Below are 22,845 nucleotides of genomic sequence, written 5' to 3' on the forward strand. Positions count from 1 at the left end.
TGTGGAAGTGAGAAATAAGTTGGTGGTTGGTTTGAGTTGATAGGTGTGAAAAGATTTTCGGTGGTTCGTCCTGCTATCCGCTATTGTTAGGGCTAAAACTCACCTAAGGCGGGGTTTGCGGCTTTAAAAAGAGTAGGTTGGTGTCGAGGTACGAGACCCAACGTTAAATTACATATAGTATTACGGAATGAACGAAAACCATTATTCGTACTGTGAATAAAGGGCAGTTTGATAAATACGATTCTATTGATGATTTATATCAGGTGTTGTTTTTAAATGTGTAAGCATTATTGTTGTATTAAAACTGGGTGCTTAAATAATAATTTTTTAAGCTAGTAAACCAAAAAGCGGGCTCCATTTACGAAGCCCGCTTTTAATTTGTCTAACTAAGATAAGCCTAAACCAAGTTAGGGTTCAGCCACTTCTCAGCGGTCTTGATATCCCAATCTTTACGCTTGGCATAATCCTCTAACTGGTCACGATCAATTTTACCCACATTAAAGTACGTGCTCTCAGGATGCGAGTAATAGAAGCCACTGACTGAGGACGCAGGCCACATCGCAAAGCTTTCGGTTAGATAGGTACCAATCGCATTGGTGGTGTCTAACCAATCAAACAGCTTGCCTTTTTCGGTGTGCTCAGGGCAGGCAGGGTAGCCTGGTGCTGGGCGGATGCCGACGTATTTTTCTTTAATCAGCTCTTCATTAGTCAACTGCTCAGTAGGCTGATAACCCCAGTATTTGGTACGAATCAGTTCGTGTAAATGCTCGGCAAAGGCTTCAGCTAAGCGGTCACATAAGGCTTGTACCATAATGGCGTTATAGTCATCACCGGCCTCTTTGTAGCTGTCAGACAGCTCTTGGGCGCCGACGATAGAGACCGTAAAGCCGCCAAGATAATCATCATAGTCCTCAGATGGAGAAATAAAGTCCGCTAAGCTGTAGTTTGGCTTGCCACTGGCTTTGTCCGACTGTTGACGCAGATGCTCAAACACATGAGTGGGCTGTCCGCCAGCGCTTGGCTCTTTGTCATACACGGTCACGGTATCATGATCGGTACGGCGGGCAGGCATGATTTTGAATACCCCTTTTGGCGTAACCAGCTGCTCATCGATGAATGTTTGCATCAGTGCTTTGGCATTGGCAAATAGGTCTTTGGCTTCCGCACCGACCACCTCATCATCAAAGATTTTTGGATATTTGCCGACCAAGCCCCAAGAGACAAAGAAGGGCGTCCAGTCAATATACGGCAGTAAGTTTTCGATAGGGTAGTTATCAAAGATGATTTGACCTTGCTCGTTGGGTACAGGCGGGGTGTAGTTGTCCCAATCAAATTTAAAGCCTTGTTCTATAGACTCTTGGTAGCTGAGTTTGGCTGCTTTTGGTTTACGATTGGCCAAGCGCTCGCGTACTTTTTGGTACTCTTCGCGCGTCTCACGAAGCAGCTCTACTCGGTGCTCTTGAGACAATAGCTTGGTGACTACGCCCACAGAACGCGACGCATCGGAAACGTAGATGACCGCATCGTTTTGATAATTGGGTTCAATTTTTACCGCAGTATGCGCTTTGGATGTCGTCGCGCCACCGATCATTAGTGGCAGGGTCATGCCACGCTCTTGCATTTGTTTGGCGACATAGACCATCTCATCAAGGCTTGGGGTAATTAGACCCGACAGGCCAATGATGTCCGCCTTTTCGGCAATGGCGGTGTCCAATATTTTGTCGCATGGCACCATCACCCCAAGGTCGACTACGTCATAACCGTTACAGCCGAGTACCACGCCAACGATGTTTTTACCGATATCGTGCACGTCGCCTTTTACTGTGGCCATGACCACTTTACCTTTGACCTCACCTTCGACCTTTTCTGCTTCAATATAAGGGTTTAATACCGCAACCGCACGTTTCATCACTCGGGCAGATTTCACCACTTGTGGTAAGAACATCTTACCGGCGCCAAATAAATCGCCGACCACGTTCATGCCATCCATGAGTGGTCCTTCAATGACGTGTAGTGGTTTGGGGTATTTTAGGCGAGCCTCTTCGGTGTCTTCATCAATATAAGTGGTGATGCCTTTGACTAAGGCATGCTCGATACGCTTTTCGACCGATTGCTCACGCCAAGACAAGTCAATGGTGCCATCGTTCTTTTTACCACCGGCCACATAAGCTTCTGCTATCGTCATTAAGCGTTCGGTGGCCTCTTGACCAGACTCGCCCTGATTACGGTTAAGCATCACATCTTCAATGGCGTCACGAGCCTCTTTTGGAATCTCATCGTACACCTCGAGCATGGCAGGGTTGACGATACCCATGGTTAAGCCTGCTTGAATTGCATGGTATAAGAATACGGCGTTAATCGCTTCACGGATGGGGTTGCCGCGGAAGCTAAATGACACGTTTGACACACCACCTGACACCATGGCGTTGGGTAAGTTATCAGTAATCCAGCGGGTGGCATTAATGAAGTCTGCGCCATAGTTGTTGTGCTCGGTAATACCCGTGGCTACCGCAAAGATATTGGGGTCAAAAATGATGTCTTCAGAGGGGAAGCCCACCTCATTAACTAAGATGTCATAACTGCGCTGACAGATTTCAATTTTACGCTCATAGCTGTCAGCCTGACCGTCTTCATCGAAGGCCATAACAATCACTGCCGCACCATAACGCATACATAATTTGGCATGCTTCACAAACTCATCATAACCTTCTTTGAGCGAGATGGAGTTCACTACCGATTTACCTTGAGTGCGCTTTAATCCCTCTTCAATGATGTCCCATTTTGAGGAGTCAATCATCAATGGTACACGGCTAATGTCCGGCTCGCCGGCCACCAAGTTTAAGAAGTGAATCATCGCACCTTTGGAGTCGAGCATCCCCTCATCCATGTTGATGTCGACAATTTGAGCGCCGCCTTCGACCTGGTTACGTGCCACATCTAACGCTTCGGTGAATTCACCGGTTTTGATCAGGCGTAAGAACTTTTTGGAGCCGGTCACGTTGGTACGCTCACCGACGTTGACGAATAAGCTATCTTTGGTGATGGTGAATGGCTCAAGACCGGATAAACGGCAGGCAGGTGCAATGGCGGGGATCTGGCGTGGTGGATATTTTTGCATCACATCATGGATGGCTTTGATGTGCTCAGGACGAGTACCACAGCAGCCACCGACAATGTTTAACAGGCCTGATTTACCAAAGCCATCAAGTAGCGCCGCGGTTTGCTCTGGTGTTTCGTCATATTCACCAAACTCATTGGGCAGGCCAGCGTTTGGATGTGCTGAGATATAAGTATCTGCAATATCTGATAAGGTTTGGATATGCGGTTTTAGCGCATCAGCACCGAGTGCACAGTTAAAGCCTACCGATAACGGCTTGGCATGGCGGATTGAGTTATAAAAGGCTTCAGCAGTCTGACCCGACAAGGTACGACCAGAGGCATCGGTAATGGTGCCTGATATCATTATGGGCAACTCAAAACCAATTGTCTCAAACACGCCGGTCACCGCAAAAATCGCCGCTTTGGCGTTTAGCGTATCAAAGATGGTCTCGATTAATACCAGATCGATACCACCCTCAATTAGTGCAAATAAGGCTTCGGTATAATTGTCTACCAACTCGTCAAAGGTGACGTTACGATAAGCGGGGTCATTGACATCTGGAGATAACGAACAAGTGCGTGAGGTCGGGCCAATAACCCCTGCCACAAAGCGTGGTTTGTCAGGATTTTGCGCCGTAAATTCATCGGCCACTTCACGGGCAAGACGGGCTGCCTCTTTGTTAATCTCAGGGACCAAGTGCTCCATCGCATAATCTGCCATAGATATCTGAGTGCCGTTAAAGCTGTTGGTCTCAATAATATCGGCGCCTGCTGTTAGGTGATCACGATGGATGCTTTTAATGAGTTCAGGCTGGGTCAATACCAACAGGTCATTATTACCTTGTACATCTTGAGTAAAATCAGCGAAGCGCTCACCGCGATAATCAGACTCGCCAAGCTTAAAGGTCTGAATCTGGGTACCCATGGCGCCGTCTAGCATTAAGATACGCTGATTTAGCTGTTCTACGATGCGCTGGCGGGCGGTAAGCTGCTGCTTTTTAAAAGGAAACTTAGCCGGCGGCACTAAATTAAAATTATCTGGATTATGCCCTTTTTTTATAGCAGTTTCGGGAAGATCTTTTTTGGTATTGTGTTCGGGATGTGAGCAGTTGGCCATAGCACTATCTTATACAGTAGGTTAATAGGGGAAAATAAGAGGTAAGCCTTCGGGGGTGGCCCGCAGCTAAAATTTTTAAGATAAGCTAGTGTAGCATACTGCTTAACAATATCTAATTCCTAGCTGGTATAAACGCAGCCCAGATATCGCAAGTAGCTGTTATCACAAGCTTTAAGCCGCAGCTAACTGCACAGTGTATAAATAATAAATAGCCTTACTGGTATTTTATACAGCACTGCTTTAGGATAGAAATGAAGATATCAAAGCTGATCGGGCTTAGGATATATGCCCATAAACCAGATAAACAAGGAGGTTTACCCTTATGGCAACAATGCCTACGATAGCGTTAGGGAGGCTGTCGGCTATTGGACTGACACTGATATCGATATCGATAAGTGCTCCGGCCTCTGTGGTCAAAGGAGATGTCTACTCAAGCTTAGAGCCGACCACAAAGCCTGCCACACCGCTATACTCTGTACCAACAACTGCTCTGTTCAGTCAGCCCAATCGTCCTAATAACGTGCAGCCTTTTAGTTATGATGCTTCAGAAAATGCGTTAGAAATGGCCAGACGAAATCCCAACCTTTCTATTTTGGTCGAAGCCATTGAGGCCGCAGGATTGAGTGGGGCACTTAGATTTGCAGGCAAAAACTACACGATTTTTGCGCCGGACAATACAGCTTTTGAGGCTTGGTTTAATCAGACCACGATGACCAAGCAAAAGCTGATGCAAAATAAACCTCTACTGCGCATACTGCTGGCTTATCATGTGGTCAAGACCCCCAAGCCCCTTACTTTAGCTCAGATGCATGCAAGTCGCTTGACCACATTTAACAATCATCAGCTTATAATCACGGATCAAAAGATGATTAAAGATGGCATAGGGCGGACCGCAGCCATTAAAATTGCTGATATTGCGACCCGTAATGGCACCGTACATGTGATTGATAAAGTGCTGTTTCCTGAAGGTTAGTGAACAACCTGTACCATAAAAAAACCCGATACTCGTATCGGGTTTTTTGGTACTGGGCGGTTAACGCATGAACTTATTTAAGATCATTTTTACGATTAGATTCTACAGTTTGCTTGTAACGCTCTTCCCAGTAAACCGCATTTTTGATACCAAATTTCTTAGGATCAAATACAAAGCGTTTGTCTGAAGTACCGCCACCTGCTTTCAACTGAGCTTCATAGTCTCTAAGCATGGTAAGCGTAGGTTTTGCAACAAAGAAGATAATGATAATACCTACAATGTTCAACCAAGCCATTAAGCCAACACCCACATCGCCTAGACCCCAGATATAACCTGAGCTATTTAAGGCACCATAAGCCACCATAACCATAATCATCAGTTTCACGATAAATAGGCCGGTTTTACTGGCGTTTTTACCCATATAGCGCGTTAAATAAGAGATGTTAACTTCAGCAATATAGTAGTAAGCAAGGATAGTGGTAAAGGCAAAGAAGAATACAGCCAATGCGATAAATGAATCACCTACCGTACCATATACCGATTCCATAGCCATCTGTGTAAAGGAAGGTGAGTTGATTTCAACTTCAGCTGCTATGTTTTGTACAATGAACTGACCATCAGGTAATGTACCTTGGATATTGTACATACCAGTTGATAGAATCATAAAGGCTGTGGCAGAACACACCAATAAAGTATCTACATAGACTGAGAACGCTTGAACCAGACCTTGCTGTGAAGGGTGATCCACGGCGGCGGCAGCGGCGGCGTGAGGGCCTGTACCTTGACCGGCTTCGTTAGAGTAAATACCACGTTTTACACCCCAACCAATAGCAGCACCGAAGCCTGCTTGAGCTGAGAACGCATCGCTAAAGATCATGCCGAAAACTTCAGGTACTTTGCTAAAGTTTGTGAACATGATTAATAAGGCTAAAACAACATAACCGACAGCCATAAAAGGAACGGCATATTCAGCAAAGTTAGCAATACGCTTAATACCACCAAAGATAATAAAGCCTAATACTAATAAGATGATGGCCAGAGCAATAAGACGGGTTGACCCCACTTCCATGCCCATTAGCGTCATCAAGCTACCTTCACCTGTTACCTGAGCCACCGCGTTAACAACACCGTTGGCCTGTACACCTGGTAAGAAAATACCACAAGCGATAATTGATGAGATAGCAAATACAATCCCGTACCATTTTTGACCTAGAGCGCGCTCGAAGTAATAAGCGGGGCCACCACGATATTCGCCAGTAACCACATCACGCTCTTTATAAATTTGACCTAGCGTTGATTCGACATAGGCAGTAGAGGCGCCTAAGAAAGCAACAATCCACATCCAAAATACGGCACCTGGACCACCAAAACCAATGGCAGCAGCAACACCGGCGATGTTACCCATACCAACACGACCTGCTAGTGCCACAGCGAGGGCCTGAAAAGAAGAAATACCATCATTGTCAGGTTTGCTTTTGAATAATAAGCGAAGCATCTCTTTAAAAAGACGTATCTGAACAAACCGCGTCATGATTGAATAAAATAAACCTGCGCCTAAACATAGATAGATAAGGGCAGGACTCCAAATAATATTATTTAAAGCACTTACGATGCCTTCCATAGTGTGTTTCCTAGTGTTAAACAAATGAGGAACATGCCTGTCTCTCAATTAATTGTAATATCCCAAAGGTGTGTACAGCGCTTATTTAATTAATAGAGCCATAATAAAAACTAACCAATACAATTATATAAACACAAACACGTAAGCAGACAGTACGCGGAGTTGAGTGTAAGTAAACTTAGACTAATGTTACTCAAACGTACGTCTTAGTAACTGCAATTTGCCACAAAAAAGTTTAAATTGCCAGATTATTTTTCATACTAAAAAGATTTTCTTTATTCATAAAACAGTCTTTTTTTGTATAGTTATCCCCGAAATCTGTCTAAATAGTTAAGTATTGCGGTTGTAATTAAGTAACAAAAAATTGTATTAATTGTGCTTTAGCCTAATACAACAGTACAATTGCAGTACCTTAACTATTAAATTTAATTAATCTAAAGGACGTAGGGCAGGTGGTTAATCATCGTAAAGATCAAAAGCCTACTTTAGAGCGAAAAATATTTTTTAGATAAGTAAAAATTGTATAGTTAAATTCTAATTTGAAAAATTCTGGAGCCATTATGTCACGTAAATCAATTTTAAAGCCGCTGATGCTATCAACTGTACTGGGTATGTCAGCCATGAGCTTATCAGGATGTGGTTATAACAACTTACAAGCCCAAGATGAGCAAGTGACCGCCGCTTGGTCTGAGGTGGTTAACCAATATCAGCGCCGTGACGACTTAGTACCGAACTTAGTCAAAGTGGTTAAGCAATATGCTGACCAAGAGCAAGAGGTATTCACTCAGGTCGCTGCAGCCCGTTCAAGAGCCGGAAGTATTCAGCTGACGCCTGAGGCGTTAAATGACCCGCAAGCTATGGAGAATTATCAAGCCGCTCAGGCAGAAATGACAGGAGCCTTATCACGCTTGATGGCAGTCTCTGAGCGTTATCCTGAGCTTAAGTCAGATAAATTATTCCAAGACTTACAAGCACAGTTAGAAGGCACTGAGAACCGTATTACTGTGGCGCGTAACCGCTATATTCAAGAAGTTCAAAGCTATAACACCACAGTTCGTCAGTTCCCAACCAATATCACTGCTAAGGTGTTTGGTATGGACACCAAGCCTAACTTTACCGTTGAAAACGAAACACAGATTTCAACCGCACCAGATGTTGATTTTGGTGAGTAATATAAGCTACGAGTAGTATAAGTGACTAGTAATATAGGTAAAAAGTAACTTAAATCGTTGGTCATAGCTTAGGCCTTTAGCGATATAAGATAAGCGGTCTATGGGTTAAGCGGCCCATAGGCTGTAGCCTGATGAGTCAGCCACTGCTGCTATGCTATAAAAGCACGAAGCAGTTGGCTGGCGAGTTAGTAAATAAAGTGAATAAAATTAAGTGGTGATGATGCGCATGCAAAAGTTGAAACGTAGCTGGTCCATACTGTCTTTAGTTGTTGCGACCCTATTAGTGACGCCCATAGGTTTGGCTGCCAATACGGAAGCAACGAGCACTGCATCGTCTCAATCTTCTCAGCAATTTGGTGACCAAAGTGTTGAGGATATGGTGGCCATTGCCAAAGCCGGTCAGCAAAATGAAGCCATTAATGATGCAGTGTTCGGCAATGAGGCCATTACTGACAACCTGCCTAATATGGGTGAAGCCCGTGCCGAAGATAACACACAAGCCGGCAGTAATGCCAATGTGGCCACAGCCGAACCCCGTCAATCTACTGCGCAGAGTGTCGATAGCGATAAGCTGATTTTAAACGCGCCTGTGGTCGATCAGGCCAATATCTTCACCCCGCAAGAAAAGCAGTTGTTAACCCAAAGACTGCGTCATCTGTATGATCAAGGTTTGGCACAAGCTGCCTTAGTAACCGTGCCCTCTACCAATGGTATGAATATTTTTGACTACAGCTTACAGGTTGCGGATAAATGGAAGTTGGGTGATAAAGATACAGATGATGGCTTATTGATATTGGTATCTGTCAATGACCGAGACATGTACATTTTGTCAGGCTACGGCCTTGAAGGTGTACTGCCGGATGCTATTTTAAAGGGGATTATCCGAGAGGATATTACGCCATCGTTTAAGCAAGGTGATTATGCAGGCGGGCTGGTTAAGGGTATCAATCGCATTGAAGAGCGTCTGGTCGCTGATCCGGATGTTTTGGCACAATCGGATAAACTGGCCAAAGAACGAGCTCAGAATCAATCGGCCAGTGATTCACCCTCCTTATTTGGCACCTTTATTATTGCGATGATTTTTGGGTTGTTTATTACCTCGGTACTGGGCCGTATTCTAGGCTCATTTGTTGCCACAGGTGGTTTTATTATGTTGGCACTGACCAGTGGTGCGGGCCTGATTGTCACCTTATTTATGGCTGTCTTCTTATGGTTATTCTTGATTACCCGCAGCTCAGGTGGTGGAAAAGGCGGCGGTAGAGGGGGACGTGGTGGCCGCGGCGGTGGCGTGGTATTCTTCCCAGGCGGCGGCTTTGGTGGCGGCGGCGGTGGCTTCGGCGGTGGTGGTTTTGGTGGCGGCGGATTCGGCGGTGGCGGCGGCGGATTCGGCGGCGGCGGCGCGGGCGGCTCTTGGTAGTCTAAAATAAAGTAGCGGCCATTATCATCCTATTTTGCTGTGTATGATATATAGACGATAAATGAGATATAGAAGCCAACTGCGACATAGAATATAACTGACAATAATTTCGACTTAGATTGGCATATCTGCCTATAAGCTTTGAGGTAACTGTAAGATGCAACAAAACGCAAAGCCCGACTTAACTCCTGCTCATCCAAATGTGGCTGAAGGGCATACTGTGGTCAGTGAGCCAAGCTTTGCTAGATGGTGGCGCCAGGTGATGTTTGTGCCTATCTTGCATAATCGTTGGCTGAGCGATACCGTCATGACACGTCTGACGAATAAAGTCACTGAAGCTGAAAAAGGCCACCGTGGTGAGGTGTTTTTGGTGATAGAAAACCACCTGCCCATCCACCTAGCATACCGAGTTGGCAGTCGAGAGCGAGCTATTGACTTGTTCAGTGAGTACCGGGTTTGGGATACTGAGGAGAATACGGGGGTACTGGCTTACGTCAATTTGTGCGAACACACTCTTGAGATTGTCGCCGATAGAGGAATTAGCACCCATGTTAGCCCGACGGTGTGGCGTGCTATGTGTGATAAGGCCAGTGCAGGTATGGCCAAAGGTAACATGGAGCAAAGCCTGACCGATCTGCTTGATGAAATAGGAATTTTATTGCGTCAGCACTATTATCTTGAATATGATCCAGCTGGTAATGAGCTGTCTGATACTGTGGTATTTTTAAAATAGTCTTGGTATTTTTAACACAGTCATCGTACTCAATGCTGTTTGACATGCTACATTGTGTCCAACAAACCCAAAAGGCAAAACTGATGTGCTTAGCCTTTTGGGTTTGTTGCTTTGAATTATTGTGCTTTACTCATAATACCAATTCTAAAAAATAACACTCAAATCGCACCACTCCCGCTGAGTGATAGACCTAATTAAGTTAGTCTCATTACACAATGCATTCCAAGCGTCACATGCCGCATCGACAATCACATCATAACTCTCAAAACAGCGATTAGATAACCAATGCTGTTTAAGGTACTGCCATACCTGTTCAGCAGGGTTAAGTTCAGGTGAGTAGGGAGGCAATTTAAGCATGGTCACATTATCTTTATCCAAGCTTGGTTGGTGCCATAGCGCCCCATCCATAACCACCACGGCATGCCGACCTTCAGGAACAGCTTTACTAATTTCCTCCATATGCAATCCCATGGCTTGCTTATTCACATAAGGTAGAACAAGTCCAACACTCTCACCTGTCGCCGGATTAAAGGCACCAAACAGATAAGTCGATTCAAACTGCTGTTGCCTGACTATTCGAGGTCTTTGTCCTTTATAGTGCCAAACCCTTGTGATAGAACCTTGTTGTCCAATACGTGTTTCATCCTGAAACCATATATCAACTTGCTTGATATCAACACCATCAGGTAGAACTTGCTTTACCTGCTCAAGGAAGTTTTTTTATATGCCTCCATGACTTTAGGATCTGCCTTAGGATGCTGACTACGCGCAGATATCCAGCTCATACCAATACGTTTCATGAGAGGATAGATCGCTTTAGGGGTATAGTTGGCGTTAAATTGCTCCTTGGCGATTTGTGCGATGTCTTTTGCCGTGAGCCTACCACCACCTCTTTGCTGCTGAGCTTCTACTATCGCTTGTTTGAATGGTTCTATGTCTTTTTCTGCTAAAAGACTCTTTCTGCCTCTGCCAGCTGCGTCATAGACACTAGTGATACCATGCAACCAGTATTTCCTTCTTATGGTATAGACGCTTCTAGGGTTATAGCCAAAGTTCTCTGCGACGGTCGCTATAGGATGACCTTGACTCAGTTGATGCAGCATGAGTAGTCTGATTCGCGCTCTGGCATTGCCTTCTGTTTTAGACAATTGCAGAAAATCGTGGTCTGTGAGTTTATGATTTCTAGGGGTCTTTTTCGGCATATGATTCTATTATGTTGTTGAGTTGGTTGTATTGTACCTTATTTCTTAGAATTGGTATTATCTTGTAAAGCTGCCAAAATTCTTGGCAGAATTTCACCGGCTTGACCAGCCAACACCACATCAACTAATGGGCTTTGGGTCGGATTTAAGTTAATCTCAATCACCTTAGCGCCCGTCTGCTTGGCCAGCTGTGCTAAGCCAGCAGCGGGATATACCAAGCTTGAGGTACCAATACTTATAAACACATCACAGTGCACTGCAGCCTCTTCGGCATACTGCCAAGCCCCTTGTGGCAGCATCTCACCAAACCAAACAATATCAGGGCGAATGTGACCACCGCACATTGGGCAGCTTAATAATTGTAGGTCGTTATAGTCGATGGCATCACTAAAGCTTGCGTCACATTGACTGCATTTGTTTTTCCATAAGTGGCCGTGTAAGTGTATGGCCTGACTGCCTGCTTGTTCATGTAAGTCATCGACATTTTGGGTAATAAGGTTGCAATCTTTATGGTTATCGGTGGCCCACTGCTGTAGATTAGCTAGGGCATAATGGGCTGGATTGGGCTGTTTGTCTTGTACCAAGCCGCGTCGCCACTGATACCACGACCATACTGTCTGAGGGTCTTTTTTAAAGGCATTAATATTTGCTAAGTCTTCAGCTCGGTAATTCTCCCAAAGTCCGGTTTGTTTATCACGGAAGGTTGGAATACCACTTTCGGCAGAGATACCCGCTCCAGTCAGCAAAAAAATGCGGTTAGCCTTAGATATCAAATGAGTGGCGTGATTAAAATCTTCAGTCATAAAACACCTATATATCAAAGGATTTGTGTATCATAATAGCTTATTACTAGGGGGATGAGTTATGAATCAGACAACAAGTGGCAGCATGTTACTGGCAGCTGTCGTCATGATTGGCTTAATTTTGTTTGCCATTGCTTATTTAAAAAAGCCAAAGTCTGCACAGACTACCAGCGCTGCTTTGCAAAAATCCAAAGGTGCAAAAGGCACCTTTAAGCCGAAGTTTAACAGTAAATCTGGAAGCTTTAACAATAAGCTCAATCCACAATTGGCCAAGCTTAAAAAGCAAGTTATGCAAAATTTTCCTGACTTTACCACGTTGCTACGTCAGCAGCACTTGGTGTTAGAGCGCAATGCCAAAAAAGTGGCTCTGCTCACCTTAGATGCTAATGCTGCTTTAGGTCGTCGCCGTTTGGGAGATGTTGTCGTTATCAACTTTCATCAATTGCCTAGTGTGGAGGAGCTGAGAATCGAGCTCAGTGGTCTGTAAGATACAGGAGGCTGTTTTGACTTCCTCCCCTCGCTAAACCGAGGGGAGACGGTCAAGCCCGACCGCAAGGATGTTCTTAGCAGCATTGATATCTCTATCATGCCATGTGCCACACTCAGCACACCTCCATCCTCTTATTCCAAGACCTGCTCTACCGCTCAAGCTACTGTCACTTATTTGGCGGCAGTACGAGCAGGTCTGGGTAGTGTAACTCTCATTCACTATCTCAAACTGACAACCTGCATGCTTGCATTTATATTCCAGTTGTCTTTTGAGTTCAAACCATCCTGCATCGTATGTTGATTTAGCCAGTTTGGTTCTCTTACTTGTGAATGATCGGGATTTAACATCACCAACCACAATTAAAGCATTATCTTTAACTAATTGGGTGGTGAATTTGTGTATGGCATCTAATCTTGAGTTTTTAATTTTGGCGTGTATTGCCTTTGCCCGGCTTTTATTGTTTGCACGCTGGGCGACTGCTAATTTATTCGCCGATTTTTGAGTCTGCTTAATCTGTAGTTTATCGCCCGTTGATGTGGTAGCAGACTCTTTTAAGCCTAAGTCAATACCAACGCTACCTTTGCCACTAAATTGCTTAGGAAAGTCTTTGACGGTAATACAGGCATACCAACGGTTACGGCTGTCTTGCACTATCTCAAGCGTGTTTATTTGATACAGCGATAGGTTGTAGCTATCAAACACATCAATAACCAACTTTTCACCTTTAGAGAGCGATAGCTGTATGGTTGATTTCAGTGCTTTTTTACCGCTTTGCCTTGTATTTAGATACTTGATAGCAGACTTTTTAAAAGGTATCCAACCAAGCGATTTGCGTTTGGCATCCACACGGTTGGTTCGCCAATTGAGTTTAGTTTTTTTAAACTGTTTACGAGACTTGGCGTGAGTTTCGTTGATGGCTTGCAAAGTTTGCGAGTGCAAGCCTAAATACTCACCACTGCCTTTGGTGTATTGGCTTAAATCATAGGCCGAAAAGTACTTACCTGTGCGTCTTAAATGCTCAAAGCTTAACGCATTAACATAGTTCCACGCATAGTTAACACTCCCAGCTAGTTTGTTTAGCCGGTTTGCATGTTTGTCTTTGATGCGTAGCTTGAGGGTTTTCATAGGGTTAGTATGGCGAGGTTAATTTTAACTTGCAATACTTTAAATACTGATAACGACAGTGTGTGTCGCCTTATATCCATCCCCTGAAGTGGGTGGTTTTACGGCGACCGGTGATAAAAGCCTGAATTCTGAGCACATAAAGCGGCTCTACAACATACTGGCTATGCGTTTGACATTACAAAAAATGTATGGCTATATGCCAATACAGCTTTAAAGCCTGCTATAGCAAGGCTTTTTTTAATTTTTACTCTACAGGCTTATTTGATTATGCGATGGCAAGATGAACAGACTCAACAGGATGTTAAGTTGAGACAAAGCAACCGACCAGATACTGGGTTTTTGTCTTGGTCAAATTATATAAAGGTGCATAAAGAGGATGCTGCCAAGCGGTATGAAGTGGCACAAGATTTTTTGCCGTGGCCGCTGGGCTTTAAAGAGTCGGTGCTGGCCTTAAGAGCGCTTATTAGAGATAAAAAAAAGCAACAGGTTAACTTTGAGTCTGAGCTGCACTCTTTATATCACTTAGCAGCTTGGGAGTCCTTCTATCCTAAGCATTCTACAGCACTTGATGAGCCAGGCTTCAAAATATTTGATTATATGCCTGGGGGTATGATTACGGCTTTGGAAATAGAGTATCAAAAGCTTGGGTATGAACAATTAAAGCTGATTAATAAGACCGATGCCAAGCTGTTGGTTCAGTATTATGGCGAGCCGCAGCAGCACAGCACCTTATATGCCTTATACCCTAAATTGTGGCAACAAGCTGAAGCTCGATATGCTAAGAGCTTGCATGCCAGCAATAAGGCGGCGGATATTCAATTAACCTGCCAAGCGCTGACTCAGCCAAAAGCTCGGGGTAATACGCACAATACCTCTACTCAAGCCAGTACGCTGCCTGCTTCTGGTCTGAGTAGTGCCTCTAAAAAATATGATGCAACAGGCAAGGTGATAGCACCAGCTGCGAGAGCGCCTAGACCAAAAAAATATCCCAAGCTACAAGCACAGCATAAGTTGGGTCAGCGCCCAAGTAGCAAGCATAAGTATCTCAATAAAGCTGCCAAAGCCAAGCAGTTATCTCTACTTATGGTACAGGCCATAAAAGAGCGGACGATATTACAACAACGGTTGTCTCATATTAATGTGGCCAATATCAAGCAGACCCTTTCCAATAAAAAGCTGTTGTCTATATTGGGCGTAAGCTATCTGGTGGTTAACAGAGCCAGAAGGCTGCGTACTAAATAAAACTGATTTACAGCAAGATAGGGCTATGTACAACATTCTATAGTTGATAGTATGTAATCAAAAGGGATGTCAAAAAACCAAAGTCTTGCAAGATAAAGACTTTTAAGGCATAGAAATAATAGGGATAGGATCAAAAGAGGGGAGTGGTGCGCTCGGCGGGAATCGAACCCACGACCCTCGGCTTCGGAAACCGATACTCTATCCAACTGAGCTACGAGCGCATACTTTGAGGTTTATTGAGTTACCAACAGGCAGATGTCGACAAACACCCAGCTTCTTTTTTTGATGAAGGCTCCTCAAGGCCGCTAGTCTAGCAAAAACCAACAAAAAAACCAATCTTATCGCGCTTAATAAATGACAAAGCCTAGGATAATTTGATACATTAGCCACCAATCCTGTTATTTGCACCAGTAAATTCGATAAAAAATGGCTGTTTGTCGAAACAGTCATCATAGAAACATGGCTTTTATCCCCCATTTCCCCTTATAATATGAGGGAAAAGAATTTATTGCTGGTTTTATACTGATAAGTTAAAACAATTCACTCAATCATACACGACGGCCCAGTCAGCCAAGCGCCTATTAGCTGTAGCCACTGAGGCACGTCGCTCTAAAAAGAGATTGTGACGCATGAAAAAAATCGCGATGTTATCCGCCGCCGCCATTCTTGGTCTTTCAGGTATTTCTTTAAGCCAGGCTGAAGATGCTGCTCCTGCAGCCGCAGCTGATCAAACCACGCAAGTGGCTGCCGAGACAACCGATGCCGCTGCTGAAGCTCCTGCTGATGCGGCCACTGACGCAGCTACTACAGACGATGCTGCTGCCACTGATGGCGAAGCCGCTGCCGACGGTGAAGCTGCACCCGCTGCTCCTGCTGCACCAGAAGAGCCTATTCCACAAGATACACCTCAAGTTAAAAAACTTATCGCCTTATATCCTAAGCTAATTGAGCGTATCCAGCCTTATGGTAGAGTATGTTTCGATGGCGATGACAGCTGTGATATCACTTTAACCGCTTCAGGTGCCTCTGCAGATGGTAAGCCACGTGACGGTAAAGCAGTTTATGAATCTATCTGTCAAAACTGCCACGGTAGTGGGGTATTGGGTGCACCTAAATTTGGTGATAAAGGCTCATGGGCACCTCACGTAGCTAAAGGTAAAGCCACACTTTATGATCACGCTATGAATGGCTTCAATGCGATGCCTGCTCGTGGTGGTGCTGATATTCCTGATGAAGAAGTACACAACGCAGTTGACTACATGGTTGAGCAATCTAGCTAATTATTGAACATAAAATTATTGGCTATAAATAGGCTAAATGGATAGCACTTAGCCTACCTAGTTTCTCACAATCATTCCTAAGACGCTTACTTAACGGTGAGCGTCTTTTGTCGTTTACTATAATTTGCCATGAATGGTCCTATAACGTTCATCCATAGTTCAGATAACTGCCCTTAATCGCCGGAATTAAAGCCGGCTACTAGCTGTTTTGCGATAACAGGGCGTGCCAATGTTTATTGCTGTTGCCAATTTGTGAGTATGTCACTACTTGGGTTTAATTTAACATTTTAGACACCATATATAGCAGCTCTCCTTACTCTAATTATCTTTTAATCCTACTCCTTTTAAAAGTTAGCAAAAATGTGATTTTATGACTACAACAACTCCAGCATTACAAATTGAGAATCTCTCAAAAATCTATGGCAATGGCTTTACTGCGCTAAAAGATGTGAATCTGACGGTGCCTCAAGGCGGATTTTTTGCGCTGCTTGGACCGAATGGGGCAGGAAAATCGACCATGATTGGCATTATTAGCTCACTGTTTAAGCCCACTGAAGGTAAGGTAAAAATCTTCGGTACGGATCTGTTGGCCAACCCCTCTATTGCCAAGCAGTATTTAGGTATCGTGCCGCAAGAGTTTAACTTCAACCAGTTTGAGAAGGTGGAAGACATCTTAATTACTCAAGCTGGATATTTTGGTATTGCTGCTAAGGATGCCAAGCCACGAGCCAAAAAGCTTCTAACTGCACTGGGTCTTTGGGACAAGCGTGATAATAAATCCCGTGAGCTCTCTGGTGGTATGAAACGTCGACTGATGATTGCCCGAGCTTTGATACACAAGCCTAAGTTGCTTATCTTGGATGAGCCGACTGCTGGGGTAGATATTGAACTGCGCCGCTCGATGTGGGAGTTTATGCAGCAGATTAATGAGGAAGAAAATACCACCATTATCTTGACCACTCATTACCTAGAAGAAGCTGAGCAGTTGTGCCGCTATATAGCCATTTTGGATCATGGTGAAATCCGTATTAATACCGAGATGAAAAACCTATTGGCACAGTTGTCGGTCGAAACTTTCGTATTTGATTTAGAAAAGCCGCTGCAAGGTACCGTTAAGCTTACTGGCGTGACGGCGATTAAACAGCCTGATGCTCAAACCTTAGAGGTGACTTTAACAGAGGGGGAGTCGTTGAACAGTGTCTTTGTTCAGCTAAGCGAGCAGGGTATTGAAGTGTCGAGTATGCGTAATAAAGCCAACCGTTTAGAGGAATTATTTATGCGCTTAGTAGAGCAGGGTGTGGCGGGCAAAGACAGCATGAAGGAGGTGGGACTATGAGCCACAACACCAACACAGCAACTCGCCCACAGGATGGGTTAACAGTTGCTCAAAAGTGGATTGCTTTTCGCACTATTTTGGTAAAAGAAGTACGCCGTATTTTACGTATTTGGCCCCAAACGCTGCTGCCTCCGGTGATTACCATGAGCTTGTATTTTGTCATCTTCGGTAAGATGATAGGCTCCCGTGTTGGCGAGATGGGCGGGGTGCCTTATATGCAGTTTATTGTGCCAGGCCTGATTATGATGTCGGTCATTACCAACAGCTACTCAAACGTGGTCTCAAGCTTTTTTAGCGCTAAATTTACGTCAAGTATTGAAGAGCTTTTGGTATCTCCGGTATCTAAGCATTCCATATTATTAGGCTATGTTGGTGGCGGTGTTTTCCGTGGTTTAATGATTGCCATTATTGTGTCTATTGTGGCGCAATTTTTTACCAACTTAGGCATTGAGCACTGGTTTGTGATGATATTTACGGTGCTTGGTACCTCGGTGCTATTTTCATTGGGTGGTTTTATTAACGCAGTCTTTGCCCGCTCTTTTGATGACATCTCAATTATTCCAAGCTTTGTGCTCACCCCGTTAACTTATTTGGGCGGTGTGTTTTATTCACTGGAGAATTTGTCACCTTTTTGGCAAAACGTTTCGCTACTCAACCCTATTGTGTATATGGTGAACTCGTTTCGATATGGCATCTTAGGGTATTCAGATGTGAATGTGTGGGCATCCATGGCGGCCATATTCGTCTTTTGTTTGATTTTTTATGTCATCGCTTATCGTTTATTAGATAACGGCTCACGCTTAAGACTGTAAGCCTAAGACAGCTTGTCAATTATCAGGCATATTTTGAATCAAATGCCGTATTTGCTTTGGCGTAACCTGTATTAACCCAAGCTTAAACCGCTCAAACCTCTTAAGATCTTGAGCAAACACATCAATTAGTAAGGATAAGATTATGAGCATTCATGGCGTCTTAGGCGAAACCACCAGCTATCCAAAAACCTATCAGCCCGATACCCTTTATGCCATTGCACGCTCTTTAGGCCGTGATGCCATTGGTTGGGATGATGATAAATTGGCGGTGGGTGTAGATTGGTGGCATGCTTTTGAAATTTCATGGCTAAATCCTCAAGGCATCTCGCAGATGGCGGTGGCGCGCTTTTCTGTCCCCGCTCATTCGCCAAACATTGTTGAATCCAAGTCTTTAAAGCTGTATTTAAACAGCTTAAACTTCACCGAGTTTGACAGTAAGGCTGCGGTCGAGCAAACCATTGCTAAAGATTTATCAGCCTGTGTGGGTGCTGATGTGGGCGTTGAGCTGTTTGATTTAGATGCCATTAGTGCTGGCGATACACACCATTCAGGATTTTTGATTGCGCATCCGCAAGGCAAATGCATCGATAACGCATTGCAAGGCGCTGCTGTAAAAATTGAGCCGGTTGAGCACCCTGATGCCCGCTTATTGTTCGTACATGACACGCCAGTCAATAACAACTTAGCCGGCGCTGAGCCAGTATCAAGCTCGACGGCACAAGACTATCAGCTGTACTCAAATCTGCTGCGTAGTAATTGCCCGGTGACCAATCAGCCAGACTGGGGCACGTTATCAATTGAAATGACCACTGATGTGGCTGTCGATGAAGCCAGCTTATTGACCTATATTTTAAGCTTCCGTCAGCATAATGGCTTTCATGAGCAGTGTGTCGAGCAGATTTTTAGCGATGTGAGCCGCTACTTTAAGCCCTCAAAACTTATGGTACGGGCTTGGTATACTCGTCGCGGCGGTATTGATATTAATCCTTGCCGAGTTAGTGACCCAAGCTTATTACCAGCGCCTAGCCGTTTGGTACGTCAGTAATCAGCGTCTCTTTTGAGGATAAAAATAGCGCTATATTAAAAAAATATTAAGCCAAAATTAAGGGGGAGTAGTGGGGTAATATAACCAATACTTTCCCTTATTTTTTTACTGATTAAAATTAGTAGGGTTTATTATTAAATTTATTTAGTTGACATCCCCTCCAAAACATCCGATTATAGGATTTTGATTAGTCAGTTAGCCTTCTCTATCGAGTTAGGTAACTTTAACGTAGCAACTATTGTTGGATTACCGTCCGCTATAGGGTGGCTACTTTAAATGTGATGAATTAAGCCGTTTTTTTTGTGTTGTCATTGGTTTGACAACGGCTATTTTTAGCAAGCTGCGGCCTCTGTTTCAGGGACTTATCGGTCTACAGTGACTAAGTAATCAATCTGAATTTGGCATGTCTTGTTGGGAACGCGCCACTTTTAATTTAGATTGATGCCTATTAGATAATCTTTAACCCGATTTGTGGGTGTGATAAAGAGCCATATGCAGGCCCATCTCGCCAAATCACCAATCTTGTTAAACGACCACCTTAAGTCTTACTGCTCTGGTAAGACACTGCTGTAACCAGCAAAATTAGGTTCACTGTATCTTTAAGCGCTCATATCACATGGCTAATGCCTGATGGTATTTTTTGTCATGTCTATAGGGTTATTAAATTGTATGGATATGACTTATAAAATGTGCTTAAAATAATAATTTGAGTAAGGTTTAAATAAGTTTTAAACCGCCATTCAAAGTATGAGGTGTATACACTTGGTATGCTTTGCTGACCGGCAACTTTTATAGCGTGTGATTAAACGGTTACCCAGTTTTGGTGTTAGACAAAAATGCGAATGACCGGTTTAGTTATCACACCACTTTTATCATAAGCTTTTTAACAGGGCGCTGTTAATAATAAAGATTGATGATAAGGGTGATAAAAGCCTTAATAACATCCCGCAATAACAAAGGTGATGACAGTGACCCAAACAACCCAAAGCCCTAACATGACAGGGCACACTCAGACAGCGCACGCGGCCATTAATTTTGGCAAAAAGCGTGAACTTTTAGAAAATGGCGATGGGCCAATCATGCTCTCTGGTGGCGAAATGCTGGTCCAGGCCTTAATTGATCAGGGCGTTGAGTATATTTTTGGTTATCCAGGTGGTGCGGTATTGCACATTTATGATGCCATATTTAAGCAAGATGCCATTGAGCATTTACTGGTGCGTCATGAGCAAGCCGCTGGTCACATGGCGGATGCTTATTCTCGCAGAACGGGCAAAACAGGTGTGGTATTGGCCACATCAGGCCCTGGCGCTACCAACACCGTCACTGCTATTGCCACCGCGTTTATGGATTCTATCCCTATGGTGGTCATCTCCGGTCAGGTGCCTAAGTACTTAATCGGTGACGATGCTTTCCAAGAAACAGATATGGTGGGCGTGTCGCGTCCGATCGTAAAACACAGCTTCCAAGTGCGCCATGCCAGCGAAATACCCGGTATTATCAAAAAAGCATTTTATATTGCAGAGTCCGGCCGTCCAGGTCCTGTGGTCATCGATATTCCCAAAGATACCACTGCGCCGCATGAAAAATATGAATACAACTATCCTGATTCAGTCAGCATGCGCTCCTATCAGCCTTCAGTAAAAGGCCACAGTGGTCAGATTAAAAAAGCCATTGAGACTTTATTAGGCGCCAAACGCCCCATCTTATATTCAGGCGGCGGCGTGATTATTGGTAATGCTCACAAAGAGCTGACCGAGCTTGCTCATAAGCTCAACTTACCCGTCACCAATACTTTAATGGGTTTGGGCGGCTTTCCAGGTTCAGACCGTCAGTTCCTAGGTATGCTGGGTATGCACGGCACTTATGAAGCCAACATGACCATGCACCATGCCGATGTTATCTTGGCGGTGGGGGCGCGCTTTGATGACCGCGTGACCAATAATGTGCAGAAATTCTGTCCAAACGCCACCATCATTCATATTGATATCGATCCGGCCTCTATTTCTAAGACCATCATGGCCGATATTCCTATCGTTGGTGATGTAAAGTCGGTATTGAGCGACATACTTGAGCAGCTAAAAGGCGATGACAAACAGCTAGATCAGCCCGCCTTACTTGACTGGTGGTCGCAGATTAATGAATGGCGTAAGCGTCATGGCCTACGTTATGACACCAATACAGATGAAGGCATGAAGCCGCAAGCTGTGGTTGAAAAATTGTATGAGCTGACTGAGGGTAAAGCGATTATTACCAGTGATGTGGGTCAGCATCAGATGTTCGCTGCACTATATTATAAGTATGATGAGCCGCGCCAGTGGTTAAACTCAGGTGGCCTTGGCACCATGGGTGTGGGCCTGCCTTATGCTATGGCAGCCAAATTGGTTGAACCTGAGCGTGATGTGGTGTGTATCACCGGTGAAGGCTCTATTCAGATGAATATCCAAGAGCTGTCTACTTGCTTCCAGTATGGTTTACCGGTGAAGATTTTATGCTTAAATAACGCTCAGCTGGGCATGGTAAAGCAGTGGCAGGATATGCTCTATGAAGGCCGCCATGCCTCATCTTACATGGAGTCACTACCTGACTTTGTGAAACTGGCTGAAAGCTATGGTCACGTTGGTATCAAAATTACCGACCCAGAAAAGCTTGATGAGCAATTGGCTCAAGCCCTTGCCATGAAAGATAAATTGGTATTTATTGACGTGTATGTGAACCGTCATGAGCACGTTTATCCAATGCAGGTTGCGGGTCAGTCGATGCGCGATATGTGGTTATCTAAGGGGGAGCGTACCTAATGCAACAACATCTAATCTCTGTACTAATGGAAAACGAAGCTGGGTCGCTTTCACGCCTTGTTGGATTGTTTTCGCAGCGTGGCTATAACATCGAGACACTAAACGTAGCCCCAACAGAAGACGAAACTATCTCACGCTTGACGTTGACCACCAATGCCAGTGCCGAAAAAATCGAACAAATTACCAAGCACTTGCACAAGCTGATTGAAGTGATTAAGGTCATTAACCTAAGCGGAAATGATCATGTTGAGCGTGAGCTTATGCTGATAAAAGTACGCGCCACTGGCAGTGCCCGAGCTGAGGTTAAACGTAGTGCTGATATCTTCCGTGCTCAAATTGTGGATGTCACCTCAAACATGTATACCATCCAGATCGTCGGTGATGAAGCTAAGCTTGATGGATTTATTGAAGTAATTGGCCATGAGCGTATTTTAGAAGTGGTTCGCTCAGGGGTTATCGGTATTTTACGTGGGGAGCGCACCCTTAGCGTTTAGTTAGGGAAATTTTAAGCTAAGCCAAAAAAAGGTGTTATATTTAAAGGTTGAATTTCAACATAATCAATTATTTTCAAGGTGATTGAAAG

18 protein-coding genes and 1 tRNA gene are annotated in these 22,845 nt (G+C 44.3%); 12 read left to right on the forward strand and 7 right to left on the reverse strand.

Annotated features, from left to right (window positions below):
- Window positions 1–397: 397 nt before the first annotated feature.
- Complete coding sequence (metH, locus tag MN210_RS03425; RefSeq protein WP_338412551.1) at window positions 398–4,216, reverse strand: methionine synthase; 3,819 nt, start codon at window positions 4,214–4,216, stop codon at window positions 398–400.
- A 322-nt stretch (window positions 4,217–4,538) separates the two neighbouring features.
- Between metH and MN210_RS03430 the strand changes: the two genes are divergently transcribed.
- Window positions 4,539–5,189: a fasciclin domain-containing protein gene (locus tag MN210_RS03430; RefSeq protein WP_110816205.1), complete on the forward strand. Its 651-nt coding sequence runs from the start codon at window positions 4,539–4,541 to the stop codon at window positions 5,187–5,189.
- Window positions 5,190–5,262: 73 nt separating this feature from the next.
- Here the strand turns inward: MN210_RS03430 and MN210_RS03435 are convergent, their stop codons facing one another.
- Complete coding sequence (locus MN210_RS03435) at window positions 5,263–6,810, reverse strand: alanine/glycine:cation symporter family protein (protein WP_338412552.1); 1,548 nt, start codon at window positions 6,808–6,810, stop codon at window positions 5,263–5,265.
- A gap of 560 nt (window positions 6,811–7,370) precedes the next feature.
- On the opposite strand from MN210_RS03435, the gene MN210_RS03440 reads away from it, so the two are divergent.
- The 3 genes from MN210_RS03440 to MN210_RS03450 all read left to right on the forward strand — a co-directional run bounded on the left by MN210_RS03440 (window position 7,371) and on the right by MN210_RS03450 (window position 10,132).
- Complete coding sequence (locus MN210_RS03440) at window positions 7,371–7,982, forward strand: LemA family protein (protein ID WP_241879207.1); 612 nt, start codon at window positions 7,371–7,373, stop codon at window positions 7,980–7,982.
- 226 nt (window positions 7,983–8,208) lie between these two features.
- Window positions 8,209–9,399: a TPM domain-containing protein gene (locus MN210_RS03445; protein ID WP_338412553.1), complete on the forward strand. Its 1,191-nt coding sequence runs from the start codon at window positions 8,209–8,211 to the stop codon at window positions 9,397–9,399.
- 157 nt (window positions 9,400–9,556) lie between these two features.
- On the forward strand, window positions 9,557–10,132 hold the full coding sequence (locus MN210_RS03450) for a TPM domain-containing protein (protein ID WP_155586527.1): 576 nt from the start codon (window positions 9,557–9,559) through the stop codon (window positions 10,130–10,132).
- Window positions 10,133–10,276: 144 nt separating this feature from the next.
- Here MN210_RS03450 and MN210_RS03455 read toward each other — a convergent pair whose 3' ends face one another.
- Genes MN210_RS03455 through MN210_RS03465 form a run of 3 tightly spaced genes read right to left on the reverse strand, consistent with a single transcriptional unit; the run spans window position 10,277 to window position 12,137 of the window.
- Window positions 10,277–10,804, reverse strand: coding sequence for an IS630 family transposase (locus MN210_RS03455; protein ID WP_255017050.1), 528 nt, complete (start codon window positions 10,802–10,804; stop codon window positions 10,277–10,279).
- Window positions 10,805–10,830: 26 nt separating this feature from the next.
- On the reverse strand, window positions 10,831–11,334 hold the full coding sequence (locus MN210_RS03460) for a winged helix-turn-helix domain-containing protein (protein ID WP_241878649.1): 504 nt from the start codon (window positions 11,332–11,334) through the stop codon (window positions 10,831–10,833).
- Between the two features lie 38 nt (window positions 11,335–11,372).
- Entirely contained in the window at window positions 11,373–12,137 is a 765-nt protein-coding gene (locus tag MN210_RS03465; protein WP_338412554.1) for an NAD-dependent deacylase, read from the reverse strand.
- A gap of 61 nt (window positions 12,138–12,198) precedes the next feature.
- Between MN210_RS03465 and MN210_RS03470 the strand changes: the two genes are divergently transcribed.
- Window positions 12,199–12,624, forward strand: coding sequence for a hypothetical protein (locus tag MN210_RS03470; RefSeq protein ID WP_338412555.1), 426 nt, complete (start codon window positions 12,199–12,201; stop codon window positions 12,622–12,624).
- Window positions 12,625–12,657: 33 nt separating this feature from the next.
- On the opposite strand, the gene MN210_RS03475 is transcribed toward MN210_RS03470, so the two are convergent.
- Window positions 12,658–13,752 carry an RNA-guided endonuclease InsQ/TnpB family protein gene (locus MN210_RS03475; protein WP_338412556.1) on the reverse strand — a complete coding sequence of 365 codons (1,095 nt, stop codon included), beginning with the start codon at window positions 13,750–13,752 and terminating at the stop codon, window positions 12,658–12,660.
- A 267-nt stretch (window positions 13,753–14,019) separates the two neighbouring features.
- Between MN210_RS03475 and MN210_RS03480 the strand changes: the two genes are divergently transcribed.
- On the forward strand, window positions 14,020–14,994 hold the full coding sequence (locus MN210_RS03480; protein ID WP_338412557.1) for a hypothetical protein: 975 nt from the start codon (window positions 14,020–14,022) through the stop codon (window positions 14,992–14,994).
- Between the two features lie 144 nt (window positions 14,995–15,138).
- On the opposite strand, the gene MN210_RS03485 is transcribed toward MN210_RS03480, so the two are convergent.
- Window positions 15,139–15,215, reverse strand: a tRNA-Arg gene (locus MN210_RS03485).
- A gap of 408 nt (window positions 15,216–15,623) precedes the next feature.
- Here MN210_RS03485 and MN210_RS03490 point away from each other — a divergent pair.
- From MN210_RS03490 to ilvN, 6 genes are all read left to right on the forward strand, one after another.
- Entirely contained in the window at window positions 15,624–16,274 is a 651-nt protein-coding gene (locus MN210_RS03490; RefSeq protein ID WP_110816212.1) for a c-type cytochrome, read from the forward strand.
- A 370-nt stretch (window positions 16,275–16,644) separates the two neighbouring features.
- A complete protein-coding gene (locus MN210_RS03495) occupies window positions 16,645–17,610 on the forward strand; it encodes an ABC transporter ATP-binding protein (protein ID WP_338412558.1) in 966 nt (321 codons plus the stop codon).
- Entirely contained in the window at window positions 17,607–18,422 is an 816-nt protein-coding gene (locus MN210_RS03500) for an ABC transporter permease (protein WP_011959888.1), read from the forward strand. The genes MN210_RS03495 and MN210_RS03500 overlap by 4 nt, the downstream gene beginning before the upstream one ends.
- Window positions 18,423–18,564: 142 nt before the next feature.
- Window positions 18,565–19,467 carry an NADPH-dependent 7-cyano-7-deazaguanine reductase QueF gene (gene queF, locus MN210_RS03505; RefSeq protein ID WP_241879212.1) on the forward strand — a complete coding sequence of 301 codons (903 nt, stop codon included), beginning with the start codon at window positions 18,565–18,567 and terminating at the stop codon, window positions 19,465–19,467.
- A gap of 1,079 nt (window positions 19,468–20,546) precedes the next feature.
- Entirely contained in the window at window positions 20,547–22,262 is a 1,716-nt protein-coding gene (locus MN210_RS03510; RefSeq protein ID WP_197708924.1) for an acetolactate synthase 3 large subunit, read from the forward strand.
- On the forward strand, window positions 22,262–22,756 hold the full coding sequence (gene ilvN / locus MN210_RS03515) for an acetolactate synthase small subunit (RefSeq protein ID WP_011959891.1): 495 nt from the start codon (window positions 22,262–22,264) through the stop codon (window positions 22,754–22,756). Before MN210_RS03510 ends, ilvN begins: the two co-directional genes overlap by 1 nt.
- Window positions 22,757–22,845 lie beyond the last annotated feature (89 nt).

This window comes from Psychrobacter raelei, assembly GCF_022631235.3.
Classification (GTDB): domain Bacteria; phylum Pseudomonadota; class Gammaproteobacteria; order Pseudomonadales; family Moraxellaceae; genus Psychrobacter; species Psychrobacter raelei.

Excerpts from the sequence above, each read along its gene's own strand:
- metH (WP_338412551.1), bottom strand. The coding sequence starts at position 4,216 with ATGGCCAACTGCTCACATCCCGAACACAATACCAAAAAAGATCTTCCC.
- MN210_RS03430 (WP_110816205.1), top strand. The coding sequence starts at position 4,539 with ATGGCAACAATGCCTACGATAGCGTTAGGGAGGCTGTCGGCTATTGGA.
- MN210_RS03435 (WP_338412552.1), bottom strand. The coding sequence starts at position 6,810 with ATGGAAGGCATCGTAAGTGCTTTAAATAATATTATTTGGAGTCCTGCC.
- MN210_RS03440 (WP_241879207.1), top strand. The coding sequence starts at position 7,371 with ATGTCACGTAAATCAATTTTAAAGCCGCTGATGCTATCAACTGTACTG.
- MN210_RS03445 (WP_338412553.1), top strand. The coding sequence starts at position 8,209 with ATGCAAAAGTTGAAACGTAGCTGGTCCATACTGTCTTTAGTTGTTGCG.
- MN210_RS03450 (WP_155586527.1), top strand. The coding sequence starts at position 9,557 with ATGCAACAAAACGCAAAGCCCGACTTAACTCCTGCTCATCCAAATGTG.
- MN210_RS03460 (WP_241878649.1), bottom strand. The coding sequence starts at position 11,334 with ATGCCGAAAAAGACCCCTAGAAATCATAAACTCACAGACCACGATTTT.
- MN210_RS03465 (WP_338412554.1), bottom strand. The coding sequence starts at position 12,137 with ATGACTGAAGATTTTAATCACGCCACTCATTTGATATCTAAGGCTAAC.
- MN210_RS03470 (WP_338412555.1), top strand. The coding sequence starts at position 12,199 with ATGAATCAGACAACAAGTGGCAGCATGTTACTGGCAGCTGTCGTCATG.
- MN210_RS03475 (WP_338412556.1), bottom strand. The coding sequence starts at position 13,752 with ATGAAAACCCTCAAGCTACGCATCAAAGACAAACATGCAAACCGGCTA.
- MN210_RS03480 (WP_338412557.1), top strand. The coding sequence starts at position 14,020 with ATGCGATGGCAAGATGAACAGACTCAACAGGATGTTAAGTTGAGACAA.
- MN210_RS03490 (WP_110816212.1), top strand. The coding sequence starts at position 15,624 with ATGAAAAAAATCGCGATGTTATCCGCCGCCGCCATTCTTGGTCTTTCA.
- MN210_RS03495 (WP_338412558.1), top strand. The coding sequence starts at position 16,645 with ATGACTACAACAACTCCAGCATTACAAATTGAGAATCTCTCAAAAATC.
- MN210_RS03500 (WP_011959888.1), top strand. The coding sequence starts at position 17,607 with ATGAGCCACAACACCAACACAGCAACTCGCCCACAGGATGGGTTAACA.
- queF (WP_241879212.1), top strand. The coding sequence starts at position 18,565 with ATGAGCATTCATGGCGTCTTAGGCGAAACCACCAGCTATCCAAAAACC.
- MN210_RS03510 (WP_197708924.1), top strand. The coding sequence starts at position 20,547 with ATGCTCTCTGGTGGCGAAATGCTGGTCCAGGCCTTAATTGATCAGGGC.
- ilvN (WP_011959891.1), top strand. The coding sequence starts at position 22,262 with ATGCAACAACATCTAATCTCTGTACTAATGGAAAACGAAGCTGGGTCG.